At 66.6% G+C, this 17725-nt stretch carries 17 protein-coding genes and 1 tRNA gene; 7 read left to right on the forward strand and 11 right to left on the reverse strand.

Going from position 1 to position 17725, the window contains the following annotated elements; translation table 11 throughout:
• Positions 1-2: 2 nt before the first annotated feature.
• The 7 genes from LCM15_RS04535 to LCM15_RS04565 form a co-directional block, all read right to left on the reverse strand.
• A complete protein-coding gene (locus tag LCM15_RS04535) occupies positions 3-2003 on the reverse strand; it encodes an acetyl/propionyl/methylcrotonyl-CoA carboxylase subunit alpha (RefSeq protein ID WP_224853515.1) in 2001 nt (666 codons plus the stop codon).
• 138 nt (positions 2004-2141) lie between these two features.
• Positions 2142-2351, reverse strand: a complete 210-nt coding sequence (locus LCM15_RS04540) for a complement resistance protein TraT (protein WP_224853517.1) — start codon at positions 2349-2351, stop codon at positions 2142-2144.
• A gap of 355 nt (positions 2352-2706) precedes the next feature.
• Positions 2707-3069, reverse strand: a complete 363-nt coding sequence (locus LCM15_RS04545) for a hypothetical protein (RefSeq protein ID WP_224853519.1) — start codon at positions 3067-3069, stop codon at positions 2707-2709.
• A 573-nt stretch (positions 3070-3642) separates the two neighbouring features.
• A complete protein-coding gene (locus tag LCM15_RS04550; protein WP_007798398.1) occupies positions 3643-3780 on the reverse strand; it encodes a hypothetical protein in 138 nt (45 codons plus the stop codon).
• Between the two features lie 214 nt (positions 3781-3994).
• A complete protein-coding gene (locus LCM15_RS04555) occupies positions 3995-4387 on the reverse strand; it encodes a DUF6497 family protein (RefSeq protein ID WP_224853522.1) in 393 nt (130 codons plus the stop codon).
• The gene (locus LCM15_RS04560) at positions 4384-4722 is read right to left on the reverse strand and encodes a hypothetical protein (RefSeq protein WP_224853525.1); all 339 of its coding nucleotides are present in this window, start codon (positions 4720-4722) and stop codon (positions 4384-4386) included. Before LCM15_RS04560 ends, LCM15_RS04555 begins: the two co-directional genes overlap by 4 nt.
• Before the next feature lie 22 nt (positions 4723-4744).
• A complete protein-coding gene (locus tag LCM15_RS04565) occupies positions 4745-6277 on the reverse strand; it encodes an acyl-CoA carboxylase subunit beta (protein ID WP_224853528.1) in 1533 nt (510 codons plus the stop codon).
• A gap of 176 nt (positions 6278-6453) precedes the next feature.
• Between LCM15_RS04565 and LCM15_RS04570 the strand changes: the two genes are divergently transcribed.
• Together LCM15_RS04570 and LCM15_RS04575 are read left to right on the forward strand one after the other, a co-directional pair.
• On the forward strand, positions 6454-7680 hold the full coding sequence (locus LCM15_RS04570) for a multidrug effflux MFS transporter (RefSeq protein WP_224853531.1): 1227 nt from the start codon (positions 6454-6456) through the stop codon (positions 7678-7680).
• 195 nt (positions 7681-7875) lie between these two features.
• Positions 7876-8901 (forward strand): glycosyltransferase family 2 protein, encoded by a 1026-nt coding sequence (locus LCM15_RS04575; protein WP_224853534.1) that lies wholly within the window; start codon positions 7876-7878, stop codon positions 8899-8901.
• Positions 8902-8922: 21 nt separating this feature from the next.
• On the opposite strand, the gene LCM15_RS04580 is transcribed toward LCM15_RS04575, so the two are convergent.
• Positions 8923-9336 (reverse strand): GtrA family protein, encoded by a 414-nt coding sequence (locus LCM15_RS04580; protein WP_224853536.1) that lies wholly within the window; start codon positions 9334-9336, stop codon positions 8923-8925.
• A 167-nt stretch (positions 9337-9503) separates the two neighbouring features.
• Here LCM15_RS04580 and LCM15_RS04585 point away from each other — a divergent pair, with 167 nt between their 5' ends.
• A complete protein-coding gene (locus LCM15_RS04585; protein WP_224853539.1) occupies positions 9504-11306 on the forward strand; it encodes a hypothetical protein in 1803 nt (600 codons plus the stop codon).
• A 393-nt stretch (positions 11307-11699) separates the two neighbouring features.
• On the opposite strand, the gene LCM15_RS04590 is transcribed toward LCM15_RS04585, so the two are convergent.
• A tRNA-Leu gene (locus LCM15_RS04590) sits at positions 11700-11786 on the reverse strand.
• A 180-nt stretch (positions 11787-11966) separates the two neighbouring features.
• Here LCM15_RS04590 and lipB point away from each other — a divergent pair.
• Complete coding sequence (gene lipB / locus LCM15_RS04595) at positions 11967-12617, forward strand: lipoyl(octanoyl) transferase LipB (RefSeq protein WP_224853541.1); 651 nt, start codon at positions 11967-11969, stop codon at positions 12615-12617.
• A 5-nt stretch (positions 12618-12622) separates the two neighbouring features.
• Here the strand turns inward: lipB and LCM15_RS04600 are convergent, their stop codons facing one another.
• The gene (locus LCM15_RS04600; protein WP_224853543.1) at positions 12623-13084 is read right to left on the reverse strand and encodes a GNAT family N-acetyltransferase; all 462 of its coding nucleotides are present in this window, start codon (positions 13082-13084) and stop codon (positions 12623-12625) included.
• 711 nt (positions 13085-13795) lie between these two features.
• Here LCM15_RS04600 and ctaD point away from each other — a divergent pair.
• The 3 genes from ctaD (at position 13796) to LCM15_RS04615 (ending at position 17116) form a co-directional block, all read left to right on the forward strand.
• Positions 13796-15469, forward strand: a complete 1674-nt coding sequence (gene ctaD, locus LCM15_RS04605; RefSeq protein WP_224853544.1) for a cytochrome c oxidase subunit I — start codon at positions 13796-13798, stop codon at positions 15467-15469.
• A gap of 223 nt (positions 15470-15692) precedes the next feature.
• Positions 15693-16190 carry a DUF2244 domain-containing protein gene (locus LCM15_RS04610; RefSeq protein WP_224853547.1) on the forward strand — a complete coding sequence of 166 codons (498 nt, stop codon included), beginning with the start codon at positions 15693-15695 and terminating at the stop codon, positions 16188-16190.
• Between the two features lie 29 nt (positions 16191-16219).
• The gene (locus tag LCM15_RS04615) at positions 16220-17116 is read left to right on the forward strand and encodes a hypothetical protein (protein ID WP_224853549.1); all 897 of its coding nucleotides are present in this window, start codon (positions 16220-16222) and stop codon (positions 17114-17116) included.
• Between the two features lie 46 nt (positions 17117-17162).
• On the opposite strand, the gene LCM15_RS04620 is transcribed toward LCM15_RS04615, so the two are convergent.
• Positions 17163-17630, reverse strand: coding sequence for a GatB/YqeY domain-containing protein (locus LCM15_RS04620; RefSeq protein ID WP_224853552.1), 468 nt, complete (start codon positions 17628-17630; stop codon positions 17163-17165).
• Between the last annotated feature and the right edge of the window lie 95 nt (positions 17631-17725).

Raw genomic sequence — 17725 nt, forward strand, 5'->3', positions numbered from 1 at the left:
TGTTACTCGAACTCCATGATCACATCGTCGACCGCGAGGCTGTCGCCCGGACCGGCGTTGATCTTCTTCACGGCGCCGCTGCGCTCGGCGCGCAGGATGTTCTCCATCTTCATCGCCTCGACGGTGCAGAGCGCCTGCCCCTCCTGCACCTCTTCCCCCTCGGCGACGTTCATCGACACGATGAGACCCGGCATCGGGCAGAGCAGCATCTTGGAGGTGTCGGGCGGCTGCTTCTCCGGCATCTTGCGCGCAAGCTCGGCCTGGCGCGGCGTGCGCACGTGCACCTTGAGATCGGCCCCGCGCGAGCGGATGCGGAACCCGCCCGAGATCTTGCCGACCTTGAGCACCAGCGGATGGCCGTCGACGGTCATGTGGGCCAGCGCATGGCCCGGCGTCCAGTCGCCCTCGACCCGGATCACGGCGCCGTCGGCGAAGGTGACGCTCGAGCCGGTCTTGTCGGCGGCGATGGTGACGTCGAAGCTCTCGCCCTGCAGCGCGATGTTCCACGCGTCACCGACCTTGCGCTCGTGGTTGTCGAGGGTGCCCGAGATACGGGTGCGCCGGATCTCGGCCACCCTGTTCATCGCCGCCGTTGCCGCCGCCACCTCGCGCAGCGTCTGATCCGACAGCGTGACGCCCTTGAAGCCGTCGGGATACTCCTCGGCGATGAAGGCGGTGGTGATGTCGCCGGAGATGAAGCGCTCGTGGTCCATGACCGCGGCCACGAAGGGCAGGTTGTGCCCGATGCCCTCGACCTCGAAGCTGTCGAGCGCGTTGCGCATGGTCTCGATCGCGGCCTCTCGGGTCGGCGCCCAGGTGCAGAGCTTGGCGATCATCGGGTCGTAATACATCGAGATCTCGCCGCCCTCGTAAACGCCGGTGTCGTTACGCACGATGCCCTCGCCCAGTTCGCCCTCTGCCGGCGGACGGTAGCGCGTCAGGCGGCCGATGGAGGGCAGGAAGTTGCGGTAGGGATCCTCGGCATAAAGACGGTTCTCGATGGCCCAGCCGTCGATCTTCACGTCGTCCTGCGTGATCGAGAGCGGCTCGCCATCGGCGATGCGGATCATCTGCTCGACCAGATCGATGCCGGTGATCAGCTCGGTCACCGGGTGTTCCACCTGCAGGCGGGTGTTCATTTCGAGGAAATAGAAGTTCTTGTCGCCATCGACGATGAACTCCACCGTGCCAGCGGAGGTGTAGCCCACGGCCTTGGCCAGAGCCACGGCCTGCTCGCCCATCGCCTTGCGGGTCTCTGCATCGAGGAACGGGCTCGGCGCCTCTTCGACGACCTTCTGGTTGCGGCGCTGGATCGAGCATTCGCGCTCATTCAGCCAAAGGCCGTTGCCGTGGGCGTCGCACAGCACCTGGATCTCGATGTGGCGCGGCTGGGTGACGAATTTCTCGATGAAGATCCGGTCATCGCCGAAGCTGTTCGCAGCCTCGTTCTTGGACGACTGGAAGCCCTCGCGCGCCTCCTCGTCGTTCCATGCGATGCGCATCCCCTTGCCGCCGCCGCCGGCGGAGGCCTTGATCATCACCGGGTAGCCGATCTCGCCGGAGATCTTCACCGCCTCGTCGGCATCCTCGATCAGGCCCATGTAGCCGGGCACGGTGTTCACCCCGGCCTCCTTGGCGATTTTCTTGGAGGTGATCTTGTCGCCCATGTCCTCGATGGCGCGCTTCGGCGGCCCGATGAAGGCAACGCCCGCCGCGTCGAGCGCGTCGGCGAATTTGGGATTCTCGGAGAGGAAGCCGTAGCCCGGGTGCACCGCCTGCGCGCCGCTGTCCTTGACCGCCTGCATGATCTTGTCGATGACGATATAGGACTGGTTGGCCGCCGGCGGGCCGATATGCACCGCCTCGTCGGCCATCGCCACGTGCAGCGCGTGCTTGTCGGCGTCGGAATAGACCGCCACCGTCTTGATGCCCATCTTCTTTGCCGTCTTCATGACCCGGCAGGCGATCTCGCCCCGGTTCGCGATCAGGATCTTGTCGAACATCCTCGTCCCTTTCCTTCGTATCCCTCAGGCCGTGCCGCGTCCCCGGGCGCCGCCACGAAAAAAGCCACCGGAGCGTGCGGCTCCGATGGCTTCGATGTCTCTATGGTCGCCGCGCGAGACGCGGCGAAGATCAGGTGATCAGTTGCAGTACTGCGGGGTGACGTCGTCGCAGACGACGCCTGCGGTCGCGCCCACTGCTGCGCCGACCATGCCGTCGCCGCCCACGGCGCGGTCGATGAGATAGCCACTGCCGGCGCCGATGCCCGCGCGGCCGAGATCAGAGTTCTCACAGGCTGCGACGGTGAAAAGGCCAAGGATGGCGGCGATGCGAACGGCGTATTTAGCCATGAGTTCTGTTCCCTTTGGTCGTGTTGCGTTGTCGGGTGATAAACGCCACAGAACGCGACCGAGTTCCATAAGAAGTTCGCGCCCTCGACGGCACAGGCGCCGACCCGCCGAGCGGTGGCGAAATACCGCGACTGCCCGGCAGTGCGCCGGGAAAGAAATGCGGACGACGGACCAGGGGATGTGCCACGCCGCCCGCGAGTGGAAGGGTAACGGTATCTGCGCGGGCCCCTGCGGTGGCACCGGACAGCTCGCAACACCTGAAGACTGCCCGACTCCCCGGCACACGCATAGCGGTATCCGCCGATCGCTTGCGCGTCGGCATCGCTCCGCTCAGCGCGGGCCGGGACAGGCAGCATCACGCCCAATCTTCGTTTTCCTCGAAGGCGTCGGGAAAGGAGGCGCGGGCGGCCTGCTCGTCGATGACCAGCAACGCCTCGTAGCTCTCGGGATCGAACGGGTCGTCATAGGGCAGCACTTCGCGCCCGAAGAGCCAGCTGATCCGCCCGGCATCGAGATTGCCGCGCTCGAACGGCTCGGTTCCGAAATGCTTCCAGAGCGAGGCCATGAAGGCCAGATCGGCGCGCTTGTCGGCGGATTTGCGGTCGCGATAGCGTTCGCGTCGGATGATCGCGGTCACCCCGCGAGGGTTGGCGCGCCGGATGACGAACTGGTAGTCGGTACCGGGAAGACGGCCTGGAAAGCCGCGGTGTTTCAGCATGGTGTCCTCGTAAGACGGAGCCTGCGCGCAAGCGCCTGACCGACGATCCCGCCCTGCCCGCCGATCCGACAGGCGCCGAAAGGGCGCGTGCCGGGATCAGCCGGTGCGCGTGCGGGTCCGAAGGTCGCTCCGGTTCTGTTTCTGGTTATCGTTCTGGGTCCGGGGGCCGCTGTCGTCACTGGCGCTGCCAGTCGACGCGGGCTCGGGATCGCGCATATATCGCGGCAGGCGGCCAGCCACGCGGCGCTCACCGCCGGCTCCGAGCCGTATCGCGGGGCGGCGCGCAAGCACGTCCGCTCCCCCTGCGAAATCGCAGGTGTCAGCACGCGGCTGGCATGGCCCCGACGCGGGCTGCGCACAGCCTGCGGGGTCCGGCACCACTGCACCGACCGCAACGTCTCTGACATATGGTGATACTCTCGGCTTCCCGTTTGCGTCAGGGGCGCGGCGGATGCGGCGGCCCGAGGCTTAGAAGAGCGGCACTCCCGGGAAGACAGGCCAAGATCTCGGTCATCAGGACCGTGAGATCGCAGGGCCTGGGGATGGGCGGGCCGGGAGGCCCGCCCAACAGTCTTACTTGTACTTGCCGGTGTAGACGGGCTCGGTCGTGATCGGCTCCGGATCGACGACAACGAACTCTTCTTCCTGCTGGCCGCACGCGGCGAGACCAAACAGACCAAGCATTGCAAGCACTTTGATGCTCTTGGACATCTTATTCTCCTGTCACATTCTACGGAACCGACATGAGCCTTCGGCCCTGTCCGTCCTCGTTCCGAGGTTCCGATTGCTTGGGTGCAATCAACCCCCAACATAGCCCAAACTTTTGCGGGACAATATCGATCATGAGCGCATAGATCATTTTGTGGCTCGAAAGCCTCACAGTTGAGCGGGACCACGCTTCTCTCTGCAAGATATTGTGGGAGCATCAGAAAGCCTCCCAGATGCAGCGGTCCTCGCCGATGGAGTAAGCCTCGAAATATTGTGCGATTTCCGGGCTCGCCACGCCGAATTCGACGGGAACCTCCATCAGCGAGATCAACACGCGCGAGGGCGGCGGGCCAACCTCGGAGAGTCGCGGCAGCGCGTAGTCCTGACACAGCCGATCCATGTCCCCCGACACCTCGGAATGGGCGCGCGGCGAGTCACCGCCGATCTCGGGGGCGACGAAGCGGAACCGATAGATCGGCCCCGTGCCGACCGGCTCCTCCCGGACGACATCGTGAAACGTCACCTCCATGCCGGAGGGCACGGGGACAGGCTCCCCCATCGCCGGCAGCGACGCGGCAGAGAACAGTAGGACCGTGGCCCAGACGCTCATCGCGACCACCTCAGCCAGCGGCGGCGGTTGTCGTCGTCGTGCAGGACGGCGGCGAGCCGCGCCTCGGCAAGCGCGCGCGGGGCGGCGGCGTCGAGCTGCCCGCCGGCGCGCAGCACCGTCGCGCCGTCTACCTCGCGCACCGACACGCAGGGAGAGAAGCCGCGCAGGGAGCGCAGCGCCCGCCACAGATCCTGCCGCACCTGATGCGCCAGCCGGGCCTTGCGGCCCACCGGCGGCAGCCGCGTCTCGACGCTCAGGTCGAAGCGCGCCGGCAAGCGGCGTGCGAGGATCAGTGCGCCCTCGGATTCCTGCGTATGCCAGCCTTTGCGGGCCATGACGTCCCTCCCCAAGGCCGGCTTAGAGCGGGATATTGTTGTGTTTCTTCCACGGGTTGCTGAGCGTCTTGTTGCGCAGCATGGCGAAGGCGCGGCTGACCCGGCGACGGGTCGAGCGCGGCTGGATCACCTCGTCGATGAAGCCGCGCTCCGCCGCCACGAAGGGGTTGGCGAAGCGGTCCTCGTAATCCGCGGTGTGCTGGGCGATCTTCTCCGGGTCGCCAAGGTCGGCGCGGTGGATGATCTCGGTCGCCCCCTTGGCGCCCATCACCGCGATCTCGGCGGTGGGCCAGGCGTAGTTCACATCGCCGCGCAGGTGCTTGGAGCTCATCACGTCATAGGCGCCACCATAGGCCTTGCGGGTAATGACCGTCACCTTCGGCACCGTGGCCTCGCCATAGGCAAAGAGCAGCTTGGCGCCGTGCTTGATGACGCCCCCGTATTCCTGGCTGGTGCCCGGGAGGAAGCCCGGCACGTCGACGAAGGTCAGGATCGGGATCTCGAAGCAGTCGCAGAAGCGCACGAACCGCGCGGCCTTCTTCGAGCTGTCGATGTCGAGACAGCCCGCCAGCACCATCGGCTGGTTCGCCACCACGCCCACGGTCCGCCCCTCGAGACGGATGAAGCCGGTGATGATGTTCTTGGCGTGCTCTTCCTGGATCTCGTAGAAATCGCCCTCGTCCGCGACCTTCAGGATCAGCTCCTTCATGTCGTAGGGCTGGTTGGCGTTTTCCGGGATGATGGTGTCGAGCGAGTCCTCGACCCGCGCTACGTCATCGAAAAACGGCCGCACCGGCGGCTTCTCGCGGTTGTTGAGCGGCAGGAAGTCGACGAGGCGGCGCACCTCGGCGAGAGCCTCCACATCGTTCTCGAAGGCACCGTCGGCGACCGAGCTTTTCTTGGTGTGGGTCGAGGCGCCACCAAGCTCCTCGGCGGTCACCACCTCGTTGGTCACGGTCTTGACCACGTCGGGGCCGGTGACGAACATGTAAGACGTGTCCTTCACCATGAAGATGAAGTCGGTCATTGCGGGCGAGTAGACCGCGCCGCCGGCGCACGGCCCCATGATGACCGAGATCTGCGGGATCACGCCCGAGGCCTCGATGTTGCGCTGGAAGATCTCGGCATAGCCGGCAAGGCTGTCGACGCCTTCCTGAATCCGGGCCCCGCCCGAGTCGTTCAGGCCGATGACCGGGGCGCCGTTCTGCATCGCCATATCCATGATCTTGCAGATCTTCTGCGCGTGGGTGGCCGAGACGGAGCCGCCCAGAACGGTGAAGTCCTGACTGAAGACATAGACCATGCGGCCGTTGATCGTGCCCCAGCCGGTGATCACCCCGTCGCCGTAGGGGCGGTTCTTCTCCATGCCGAAATCGGTGCAGCGATGGGCAACGAACATGTCGTATTCTTCGAAGCTGCCCTCGTCGAGCAGCAGCTCGATGCGCTCGCGCGCGGTCAGCTTGCCCTTGGCGTGCTGGGCGTCGATGCGCTTCTGACCACCTCCGAGCCGGGCACCCGCCCGCCGCTCTTCGAGTTCTTGCAGAATGTCCTTCATGGCCGTCCCTTTCCTTTGCCGAGACCATACAGAGGCCCGATGTCCGCTCAAGTCAAATTCGGCAAATTTGCAAAATCTGGAAACCTCCTGTCCCGCTAATTGAATAACTGCAAAACATCCGCCCGGAAATCTTTACAGAATGGACAAGCCCCGATTTCAGCCCTACCCATCCGGGCATGGATAACGCGCCCAAGGTCCGCTTTCTGGACCGCACCACACCGCCTCACATCGTCACGCTCATCCTCCTCGCGGGCCTCTCGGCACTGGCGATGAACGTGTTCCTGCCGTCGCTGCCCAAGATGACCGAGCACTTCGAGACCAAGTACCGGGTCATGCAGCTCTCGGTGGCGATCTACCTCGCGGTCAACGCGGCGCTGCAGATCGTGATCGGTCCGATTTCGGACAAGTTCGGACGGCGCCCGGTGATCCTCTGGGGCGTCGGGCTGTTCCTGCTGGCAACGCTGGGCTGTATCTTCGCGCCCAACATCACCATCTTCCTCGCGTTCAGGATGTGTCAGGCGGTGGTGGTCACGGCGATGGTCCTGAGCCGCGCCGTGGTGCGTGACATGGTCCCGCAGGATCAGGCCGCCTCGATGATCGGCTACGTGACCATGGGCGTCGCGGTGGTGCCGATGATCGGACCGGTGATCGGCGGCGTGCTCGACGAGATCTTCGGCTGGCAGTCGACCTTCTGGATGCTGTTCCTGCTTGGCGCGGCCATCCTGTGGATGAGCTGGCGCGACCTTGGCGAGACCTCGGTCTCGCGCGGGCTGTCGCTGGGCCAGCAGTTCCGCGAGTATCCCGAGCTGTTCCAGAGCCCGCGCTTCTGGGGCTATGCGCTGACCTGCGCCTTCTCCTCGGGCGCCTTCTTCGCCTATCTCGGCGGCGCACCGTTCGTCGGCACCGAGGTGTTCAGCCTGTCGCCCGCCGCGCTCGGTTTCTTCTTCGGAGCACCGGCGGTAGGCTATTTCGCCGGCAACGGGCTGTCGGGCAAGCTCTCGGCGCGGGTCGGCATCAACAGGATGATCTTCTGGGGCTGCATCTTCAACACCGCCGGCCTCGGCACCGCGCTGCTGGTCTTCGCGGCGGGCTTCCAGTCCGAGTGGACCTTCTTCGGCTTCATGACCTTCGTGGGCCTCGGCAACGGCATGACCATCCCCAACGCCACCGCCGGCGCGCTGTCGGTGCGCCCGCACCTTGCGGGCACCGCCTCGGGCCTTTCGGGCGCGATCATGATCGGCGGCGGCGCGGCGCTCTCGGCGCTGGCCGGCGGACTGCTGCAACCGGGCACCGGGGCGTGGCCGCTGCTTTGGCTGATGTTCCTCACCGCGGTGGCCTCGATCATCTCGATCCTGCTGGTGCTGCATCGCGAAAGGCGCCTTGCGGGGCTCGGAACGCTCTGAGCGCCGCAGGGCGTCCTGCCCGAGATCCGCTCCCCCGGCACGCACGTCGCAAGGTCGGGAAATTGCGCCGAAAGCGCCACAATCTGAGCCAAGTGGCGCCCGAATGCCCCCCTATCCCCCTTGTCAGACCGCGACGCCCCCTGTGGCAGAAGCGCGGATTGTGTGGGTTAACGAGGATCGGGGCGGGACAGCCGGATGAGAGATTACGCAACACCGTATGATACGGACCTGATGGGCAGCGGCCTGTTGGGCGACGACCTGTTCGACCGTCCGGCCGGTGCGCGCGCCCCGGCGATGACCGAGCCCCGCGTGGCGGTGATCCTGCCCTGCTACAACGAGGCCGCGGCGATCGGACAGACCGTGCGCGCCTTCCGGGCCGCCCTGCCCCGCGCCGAGATCTACGTTTACGACAACAATTCCACCGACGACACCGCAGCACTCGCCCGCGCCGCCGGCGCCCTCGTCCGACACGAGCCCCGCAAGGGCAAGGGCAACGTCGTGCGCCGGATGTTCGCCGACGTCGACGCCGATGTCTACGTCATGGCCGATGGCGATGCGACCTACGACGCCCCGAGCGCGCCCGCGATGATCGCGCGGCTCCGCGAGGGCGGGCTCGACATGGTTAATGGCGCCCGGCGCAGCCGCGACGACGCCGCCTATCGCGCCGGCCACAGGTTCGGCAACCGCCTGCTGACCGGGCTGGTGCGACGCCTGTTCAGCCGCCAGTTCGACGACATGCTTTCGGGCTACCGCGTGTTCAGCCGCCGCTTCGTCAAGAGCTTCCCCGCCCTGTCGCAGGGCTTCGAGATCGAAACCGAGCTGACCGTGCACACGCTGCAACTGCGGATGCCCGCCGACGAGATCGAAACGCCCTACTATGCCCGCCCCGCGAACTCGACCTCCAAGCTCTCGACCTGGTCCGACGGCTTCCGCATCCTCAAGATGATCGGCCTTCTGGTGAAGGAAGAGAAGCCGATGCAGTTCTTCTCGGCCATCGCGGCGCTGCTCTTCCTGCCCTCGGCGACGGTGTTCCTGTCGGTCCTCGGCGACTTCCTCGAGACCGGACTGGTCGCACGCTTCCCCTCGCTCTTCGTGTCGCTCTCGGGCATCGGGCTGGCGGCGCTGTCGCTGGTCTGCGCGGTGATCCTCGAGACCGTGGCGCGTGGCCGCCGCGAGGCGCGCTACATGACCTATCTGCAGATCCCCGGCCCGCAGGGCTGAGGCCGGTCGCGAGGGATGCGCTCAGCGGTGCAGGATACGGCGCGAGCCGAGGAAGTTCACCCCCATCCCGGCGGCGGTCGCGGGCACCAGCGCCAGCACCGGCTGCGCGGCCGCGGTCTCGCTCAGGTGCAGCGCCAGCAGGAAGGTGGCGTAGTTGATCGCAAGGCCCAGCCCCATGGCGAGGACGTAGTGCAGGAACTCGGCCAATGTGGGCGCCGCCGAGGTGCGGAAGGTCAGGGTCCGGTTGATCGCCCAGGTCGTGAGCACCGCGGCGAGGAAAGACGGCACCCGCGCCAGCCCGGCGGGACACCCCAGCGCAAGCAGCGCCGAGAGCACGCCCGCATCGACGCAGAACCCGGCCAGCCCGGCCAGCGCGAAGCCGCCAAGATGGCGCCGCCGCGTGCCTGCGGCCGTCTGTCGGGAGCGCTCGGACACGGGCACCTCGCGGTTGCGGATGCCACGATATGCGCCGCAGCCCCCACGTCGGGCAAGGCCGACACGCCGCGCGCGCCGGGCGCTGTGGCGACCCAGCCACGCGCTTTGGCCACGCCGCCCCCGGCGCCGCGCGCCGTTAACGAGTTAGAATCGTCAGAGCCGTCAGAATGACCCAGCATCCCGCGCCACACAGCCCGCTCCTGCGATGGCTGCCCGCCATCGCCTTCGCCTATGTCGCGCTGATGATGCTGGCCCGCGCCCCTGCCGGGCCCGAGCTGCTTTTTGCGCTCGGCAACGACTCGGCGATGCGGCTGGTGAGCGTCCGCGATCTGCTCGCCGGTCAGGGCTGGTTCGACCTGACCCAGAGCCGGCTCGGCCTCGAAGGCGGGTTCGAGATGCACTGGTCGCGCCTGATCGACGCGCCGCTGGCGGGGCTGGTGCTGCTCTTCGACCTGTTCGCCGATCGCCTGCACGCCGAGGCGCGGGCGCTCACCGTCTGGCCTCTGCTGATGCTGGCCGCCGTCGTCGCGCTGGTGACACGGATCGGCACGGCGCTCGGCGGCGCCGCGGCGGGTCCGGTGTCCGGGGCGCTGGCGGCTGGCATGTTCTGGGGCGACGCCCGTTTCCTGCCCGGCGCCATCGACCACCACAACGCGCAGGTCGCGCTGCTTTTGCTGCTGCTCTGGGGCGTGATCGACCGCCGCGACCGCCGCGTGCTGCCGGTGGCGGCGGGTCTGGCGCTCGCCGCAAGCCTCGCCATCGGGGTCGAGACCCTGCCCCTACTGGCGCTCTGCACCTTCGGCATGGCGGGCTTCTGGCTGGCCCACGGCGCGGTCGAGCGCGGCCCGGTCCTGCGCTTCGCGCTCGGCGCGGTCGGCGGGCTGGCGCTGCTCTTTCCCGCGCTCGCCCCCGCCTCGGCCTATGCGGGCGGCTATTGCGATGCCTTTGCCATCGACCTCGCACTGCCGGTGGCGCTTGGCGTGGGCGCCATGGCGCTGGCCGCGGCAACCGTGTCGCACCGCCCGCTTAGGACCCGCGCGGGCGTGCTGCTCGGCCTGTTCGCCGGGGTCGGTGCCCTGACGCTGGCCGCCACGCCCGCCTGCCTCTCGGAGCCCTACGGCGCGCTCGATCCCTATCTCGACGCCCGCTGGATGGCGTTCGTGCGCGAAGCCCGCAGCCTCGCGGACCTGATCGCCACGGACGCCGAGCCGTTCCTCTTCGGCTACTACCTGCTGGGCCTCGCGACACTCGCGCTGGCGCTCTCTTACGCATGGCGCCGGCGCAGCGGCGCGTGGCTGCTGGTCGGGATCCTGATCGGCTGCGCCCTCGCCATCGGCAGCTACCAGCTGCGCGGCGTGTTCGCGCTCACCGCGCTCTCCGCCCCGGTGATGGGCGTCACGACCGCGGCCCTGCACCGCGGCTGGCGCGACGGGCGCGGCACCGGCTGGGGCCTCGCGGCACTGGCCTTCACCCTGCTCGCCCTTCCGATGAGCTGGGTGCAGCTTTCAAACGGCGCCGAGACTCTGACCCAGCATGTCGCCCGTTCCGGCAACGCCACCCCGGCCGCGCCAGACCGCGACACGCTGGCCTGCTTCACACCCGGCGCCATGGCCGCGCTCGCCGCGTTGCCCGAGGGCGTGGTTTCAGCGCCGTCGAATTTCGGCACCCGCGTGCTGCTGCACAGCGGACATCGCACGCTCTCGGCGCCCTATCACCGCAATCAAGATGGGATGCGCGCGCAGCTCGAGATCACGCTCGCCGCAACCCCCGAGGCCGCACGCGCCGCGCTCCAGAAATATGGTGTCGACTACATGCTGGTCTGCCTGAAAGACCCCGAGCTGAGCACCCTCGCCAGGGCGGGCTTCGACGGCTTTGGCTATGCTCTGGAGAGCGGCGCGGTGCCCGGCTTCCTGACCGAGATCCCGACCGATGCCCCCGAGAGCGCCCTGCGCATCTACCGGGTCAACTGAGGCGCCCGGTCCCAGCGCGCGGACGCGATGCCTCTGCCATTCGGTTCAGAATCGACGAACGGGACGGGGATGGACGGCCTGAGCAAGACTCACGCATCACCCCTGCCCTGCCGATTGCGATGAGGGCGCGGAGAGCCAGCCGGACCACGACCGTCGAATCGAGACGCTCGCAACGGCTTGAGTTGATTGAGAACTTGGAGACACCGGCTCGCCGCGGCATGTTTTCGCAGAGCGTTCGCGGCGCGGACGGTCCACACAGGCCGATGCCAATAAAGGCGACGCAAGAGCGAGACGCAGCGGATCGAAACAGGAGGAAAAATCCAGCAGTATAGACCCGGTCGACACCGGAGGTCCGGTTCGCCCGAAGGCTCGCTCACCGATGTTCGGAGAGAATGGTGCGGTCGAGAAGACTCGAACTTCCACGGGAGTTACCCCACAGCGACCTCAACGCTGCGCGTCTACCAATTCCGCCACGACCGCACTGTCCTGACTTGGTGAAGGGGTCTCTACAAAAGCCTGCGGGGGATGAAAAGAGGGAAATGCACCGACGCGAAGATTTTTTCATTTCCCCGCGAACAGCGGCATTCCGGCGCCCCGTCTCCCTCCAGGCGGGGCCATGTGCTCTTGACGCCCTGCCCGACTGGGCCTAGCCGATTTGCCATGACCGAGTGGATCACATCCGATGGCCTGACCGGCTATGAAGAGGCCGTGGCCTTCATGGAGGCGCGCGCCGCCGCCATCGCCGCGGGCGAGGCCGACGAGGCGATCTGGCTGCTCGAGCACCCGCCGCTCTACACCGCGGGCACCTCGGCCCGGGCGGAGGATCTGCGCGAGCCCGGCCGCTTCCCGGTCTATGACAGCAAGCGCGGCGGGCAGTACACCTATCACGGCCCCGGCCAGCGGGTGATCTACGTCATGCTCGACCTCAACCGGCGCGGGCGCGACATCCGCCGCTTCGTGCAGCAGCTCGAGGCCTGGGTGATCGCGGCGCTGGCCGAGTTCAATGTCACCGGCCACATCCGCGAGGGCCGGGTCGGCGTCTGGGTCGAGCGCCCCGACCGGCCACACCTGCCCGACGGCCGCATGACCGAGGACAAGATCGCCGCCATCGGCATCCGCCTGCGCAAATGGGTGAGCTTCCACGGCATCTCGATCAATGTCGAACCGGATCTGTCGCATTTCGAGGGCATCGTGCCCTGCGGCATCACCGAGTTCGGCGTCACCAGCCTTGTCGATCTCGGCCTGCCGGTCTGCATGGCCGACATCGACGTGGCACTGAAGCGCAGCTTCACAGAGGTCTTCGGCGACTGAGCCGCTCAGGGCAGCGGCTTTTCCATGTAGATGCGCCGCAGTCCGTTCTCCTCTGCACGGTGAGTCTCGGCATAGCCGCGCTTGGTGTAGATCGCGACGTTTTCGACCATGCTCACATGGGTGTAGAGGCGAATCGCGGCAAAGCCCTGCTGTCGCGCCTCGGCCTCGGCACAATCAAGCAGCAGGCGGCCATAGCCCCGGCCCTGCGCCCGCGGCGCGACGGCGACATTGTCGAGCAGCATGTGCGTGCCTTCGGGGATCAGGACCAGCAGCCCCGCCACCCCGTGCGCGTCGCGCAGGATGCGCAGCCGTCCGGCGGCCACATGGGCGGCGTAATCGTCACGCATCGGCCCGGGCGTCTGGCCCATCCGCGCCACGTAGGGCCGGTAGGCCGCGTCAACGACTGCCTCGATCTCCGCAAGCTCGGAGGCGACGGCAATCACGGGCGCGGGCGGCGAATCGTTCATCGAAGGGGGGCCTTCCGGGAATCGACCGGAGCGACGCTCAGGGGAGCGCGCCGCTCCGGTCAGGCGCGCTGTCCGGGTGGGGACGACACTGACAGGCGCGCAGATGCCCGACAGCGGTCGGACAAGGGGAGATTTTTTGGAGACGCCCGGTCAGGGCACGCGGAACATGTCGTCTCGAAGGTCGTCATGTGTCAGCCCATGCTCGTGGAGGTCGTCGTCTGACATCGATCGCAGCGTCGCGCGCTGGTCGAGGACCTCCTGTCTGCGGCTGCAGAACGGCGCCGAAATCCAGCGCGAAAATGTACGCCAAAATGAAACGAAAACCGAATGCTGGAAAGAAGCCATCGCGGGCGTCTCCACTCTTTAAAAAAGTCACTTGTTATTAATGTCTTCACCCTACCACCAAATCGAGATGCCTGCAGGTAGGGAAAACCTGACGCCTCCGGTCCCCTTCCGTCAAGTCGCGGATTGAGACAGCCGAGGGTTGAGCGCAGAAGCGCCGATCAGGTAAAGGCAGAGCTCGGGCATGCCCGCGCCGCCCCCATTGGGAGGGCGTAGCCCTCTCGCAAGGGAGGTGCGACAATAAAGTTTGATCCAGATCAAACCCCTATATTGCCGCATCCTTAGGGACATTCTAAAAGAGACACTTGAAAGAGAGGTGGGTTGTGGTTTTCGAGCAGCCGCCAGGGACGGACCAACAGGAGGCAGACAATGGCAGACGCCGCCATTCACGGCCACGAACATGAGGATAACCGGGGGTTCTTCACCCGCTGGTTCATGTCTACGAATCACAAGGATATCGGGATTCTGTACCTGATCACCTCGGCGATCGTGGGCCTCATTTCGGTGAGCTTCACCGTATACATGCGACTCGAGCTCATGGAGCCGGGCGTTCAATTCATGTGCATGGAAGGGGCGCGCCTGATTCCGACCGCGACCGAGAACTGCACACCCAACGGCCACCTCTGGAACGTGCTGATCACCGGACACGGCATCCTGATGATGTTCTTCGTGGTGATTCCGGCGCTCTTCGGCGGCTTCGGCAACTACTTCATGCCGCTGCAGATCGGCGCGCCGGACATGGCGTTCCCGCGGATGAACAACCTGTCGTTCTGGCTCTACGCCGCGGGCACCACGCTTGCGATCTGCTCGGTGTTCTCGCCCGGCGGCAACGGCCAGCTCGGCTCGGGCATCGGCTGGGTGCTGTACCCGCCGCTCTCGACCACCGAGGCAGGCATGTCGACCGACCTCGCGATCTTCGCGGTGCACGTCTCGGGCGCCTCGTCGATCCTCGGCGCGATCAACATCATCACCACCTTCCTGAACATGCGTGCCCCGGGCATGACGCTGTTCAAGGTGCCGCTCTTCGCGTGGTCGATCTTTGTCACCGCGTGGCTGATCCTGCTGGCCCTGCCGGTTCTGGCCGGCGCCATCACCATGCTGCTGACCGACCGCAACTTCGGCACCACCTTCTTCGATCCCGCAGGTGGCGGCGACCCGATCCTCTACCAGCACATCCTGTGGTTCTTCGGCCACCCGGAAGTGTACATCGTGATCCTGCCGGGCTTCGGCATCGCGTCGCACGTGATCGCCACCTTCTCGCGCAAGCCGGTCTTCGGCTACCTGCCGATGGTCTGGGCAATCATCGCGATCGGCGCGCTCGGCTTCGTCGTGTGGGCGCACCACATGTACACCGTCGGCATGTCGCTGCGTCAGCAGAGCTACTTCATGCTCGCCACCATGGTGATCGCGGTGCCCACCGGCGTTAAGATCTTCTCGTGGATCGCGACGATGTGGGGCGGCTCGATCGAGTTCAAGACGCCGATGCTCTTCGCCCTCGGCTTCCTGATCCTGTTCACCATCGGCGGCGTGACCGGCATCGTTCTGAGCCAGGCCGGCGTGGACCGCGCCTATCACGACACCTACTATGTCGTGGCGCACTTCCACTACACCATGTCGATGGGTGCGGCCTTCACCATCTTCGCGGGGGTCTATTTCTACCTGCCGAAGATGACCGGCAAGATGTACAACGAGACGCTGGGCAAGCTTCACTTCTGGATGTTCTTCATCGGCGTGAACCTGACCTTCTTCCCGCAGCACTTTCTGGGCCGCCAGGGGATGCCGCGCCGCTACATCGACTACCCGGAGGCCTTCGCCACCTGGAACTTCGTGTCGAGCTGGGGCGCGCTGCTCTCCTTCGCCTCGTTCCTGCTGTTCTTCGGCATCGTGATCTACACGATCCGCAAGGGCGCACCGGCGACCGAGCGCAACCCGTGGAACGAATACGCGGACACGCTCGAGTGGACCCTGCCCTCGCCGCCGCCGGAGCACACCTTCGAGCAGCTGCCGAAGCGCGAAGACTGGGACAAGCAGCACGCGCACTGAGCGCCACGCTGATCCCTTAGAGACCAAAGGCCCCGGAGCACGCTCCGGGGCCTTTTTCTTTCGCGCCTCCTGATCTGCCTCGCGCGACGTCCAGACGGCGCGCCCCTTACGCATCGGCAAGCTAGGCTTGGCCCTCACCGGCATCGGCAACGCCACCATAGCTGCCTCTCCGCGACATCTTTCTTGTCGACCGACCCGCCGGAGGTGTTAGATTTCGCCCGTCATGCCGTATCGCTGGGAACAGACCGAGACACCGACCGACCGGGCAGAGCTGCATCTCTGGCCGCACCAGTCGCTCTCGGCCGAGGGTTTCTCGATCTTCATCCTGAGCTTCTTCCTGCTGGCGCTGATCCCGTTCTTCGGCCTGATCGGCACGGTGCTGCTCTGGGGACTGCTGCCTTTCATGCTGGTCGTCGTGATCGGCATCTGGGTCGCGATCCGACGCAACAACCGCGACCGGCAGATCCTCGAAATCCTCACCATCGACCACGAGACCCTGCGCCTCGTGCGCCACAACCCGCGCGGGCCGGATCAGGACTGGGAGGGCAATCCCTACTGGGTCAAGGTCGCGATGCACGAGCGCGGTGGCCCGGTGCCCTATTACGTCACGCTGCAGGGCAGCGGGCGGGAGGTTGAGATCGGCGCGTTTCTGAGCGAAGACGAACGCAAGACCCTCTTCGCCGAACTGAGCGACCGGGTGCGCGTGCTCGCTCACCCCTGACGCCGCCCCGGTCCCTGCAAGGATTTCTCATGGCCCAGGCCCCCGCCACGCCCAAGCTGAAACGCGCAAGCCTGCGCCTCGCGGCCACCCTCGCCCCGTCGCTGGCCGCGCGGCTGTCGCCGGCGCCCTCGGAGCAGGCGGCGCTGGCGCTGAGGAGCGCGGCGCGCGGCACGCCCCGACCGAAAGCGGAGAAGGTGATCTTCCTCGTGCCGCTGGTCGGGCCGCATCACGTGGGCGACTGGCAGGCGGTGACCGAGCGGCTACAGCAGACCGTCGAGAGCTTTCGCCGGCAGAATGGCGCGTGGGAGGCGGTGATCTGCTGTCAGGAGCGCCCGCCCCTGCCCGACGATCCCCGGCTCAGCTGGCTGCCCTTTGACGATCCGACGCCGGGCAACGACAAGTGGCGCAAGCTGGCCGCGCTTTGCGACCACCTCGCCACGCGCGAGGGCGGCCCGGGCTATGTCATGAGCTTCGATGCCGACGACCTGCTGCGCGACGGCACGGTGTCCGAAATGCTTGAGCGGCAGGAGGCCGGCTACCTCGTCGAGACCGGCTATGTCATGGACCACGCCACCGGCGACGTCGCGCTGGCCGGTCCGCGCCGCCTGTCGATGCCCCTGCGCAAGCCGTTCTGGAAGCTCTGCGGCTCGTGCTCTGCGCTGCTGCACGACCCCAGGCTAACCGAGAGCGCGGCCTTCCTGAGAGAGATGACCGCGCACGAGCACCGCATGTTTCCGTATCTGGCGGCGCTGGCCGGGCGCGACCTGTCGGCGCTGCGCCGGCCCTCGGTGCTCTACGTTCTCAATCACGGTGAGAACTTCGGCGCGCGGCGCGGGCGGGTCGGGTTCAAGACCCGCTTCGTGCAGCGCTTCCGCGTCGCTCCACGGGACTGGGCGGCGGCCCGGAGGCAATTCCCCGAGCCCTGAGCAACAGTCCCGCCGCCAGCGCTCCTTTCGGAGAGGCCTTAGAAGATCAGCCCGCCGCGGCGAGCCGGTCCTTGACCATCGGGCCCACGGCGCCGAAGTCCATCCGACCCTGGTAGCGCCCCTTGAGCACCCCCATCACGCGACCCATGTCGCGGATCGAGCTGGCGCCGACCTCGGCCATGGCCTCGTCGATGGCCTGCGAGATTTCCTCGTCGCTCATCGGCTTGGGGAGGAATTCCTCGATCACCTCGACTTCGGCCAGTTCCTGCTCCGCGAGGTCAAGCCGTCCGCCCTCCTCGTAGGTCCGCGCGCTTTCCTTGCGCTGTTTGACCATCTTCACCAGCAGCGCCAGCAGTTCGGCCTCGTCGACCTTGGACTCGCCATCCGCGCTCCGAGCCGCGATGTCGCGATCCTTGAACGTGGCGTTGATAAGCCGCAGCGTCGACAGCCTGTCGCTCGCCCGGTCCTTCATCGCCTGCTTGGTCGCAGCCGAGATGCGTTCTCGCAATTGCATGGAAACGATTATCCCCGTTGACGTTTCAAGCGCCCAACCTACCGAAAGGCCCGGCGCAGCGCAACTCTGCGCGACCTACCGCCAAGCCATTGATT

The sequence above is a fragment of the Salipiger bermudensis genome (genome assembly GCF_020171625.1).
Classification (GTDB): domain Bacteria; phylum Pseudomonadota; class Alphaproteobacteria; order Rhodobacterales; family Rhodobacteraceae; genus Salipiger; species Salipiger bermudensis_B.

Coding starts and splice junctions, on each gene's coding strand:
- ctaD (WP_224853544.1), top strand. CDS start 13,796: ATGGCAGACGCCGCCATTCACGGCCACGAACATGAGGATAACCGGGGG.
- LCM15_RS04570 (WP_224853531.1), top strand. CDS start 6,454: ATGGATAACGCGCCCAAGGTCCGCTTTCTGGACCGCACCACACCGCCT.
- LCM15_RS04565 (WP_224853528.1), bottom strand. CDS start 6,277: ATGAAGGACATTCTGCAAGAACTCGAAGAGCGGCGGGCGGGTGCCCGG.
- LCM15_RS04575 (WP_224853534.1), top strand. CDS start 7,876: ATGAGAGATTACGCAACACCGTATGATACGGACCTGATGGGCAGCGGC.
- LCM15_RS04550 (WP_007798398.1), bottom strand. CDS start 3,780: ATGTCCAAGAGCATCAAAGTGCTTGCAATGCTTGGTCTGTTTGGTCTC.
- LCM15_RS04555 (WP_224853522.1), bottom strand. CDS start 4,387: ATGAGCGTCTGGGCCACGGTCCTACTGTTCTCTGCCGCGTCGCTGCCG.
- LCM15_RS04560 (WP_224853525.1), bottom strand. CDS start 4,722: ATGGCCCGCAAAGGCTGGCATACGCAGGAATCCGAGGGCGCACTGATC.
- LCM15_RS04620 (WP_224853552.1), bottom strand. CDS start 17,630: ATGCAATTGCGAGAACGCATCTCGGCTGCGACCAAGCAGGCGATGAAG.
- lipB (WP_224853541.1), top strand. CDS start 11,967: ATGACCGAGTGGATCACATCCGATGGCCTGACCGGCTATGAAGAGGCC.
- LCM15_RS04600 (WP_224853543.1), bottom strand. CDS start 13,084: ATGAACGATTCGCCGCCCGCGCCCGTGATTGCCGTCGCCTCCGAGCTT.
- LCM15_RS04610 (WP_224853547.1), top strand. CDS start 15,693: ATGCCGTATCGCTGGGAACAGACCGAGACACCGACCGACCGGGCAGAG.
- LCM15_RS04540 (WP_224853517.1), bottom strand. CDS start 2,351: ATGGCTAAATACGCCGTTCGCATCGCCGCCATCCTTGGCCTTTTCACC.
- LCM15_RS04535 (WP_224853515.1), bottom strand. CDS start 2,003: ATGTTCGACAAGATCCTGATCGCGAACCGGGGCGAGATCGCCTGCCGG.
- LCM15_RS04545 (WP_224853519.1), bottom strand. CDS start 3,069: ATGCTGAAACACCGCGGCTTTCCAGGCCGTCTTCCCGGTACCGACTAC.
- LCM15_RS04615 (WP_224853549.1), top strand. CDS start 16,220: ATGGCCCAGGCCCCCGCCACGCCCAAGCTGAAACGCGCAAGCCTGCGC.
- LCM15_RS04585 (WP_224853539.1), top strand. CDS start 9,504: ATGACCCAGCATCCCGCGCCACACAGCCCGCTCCTGCGATGGCTGCCC.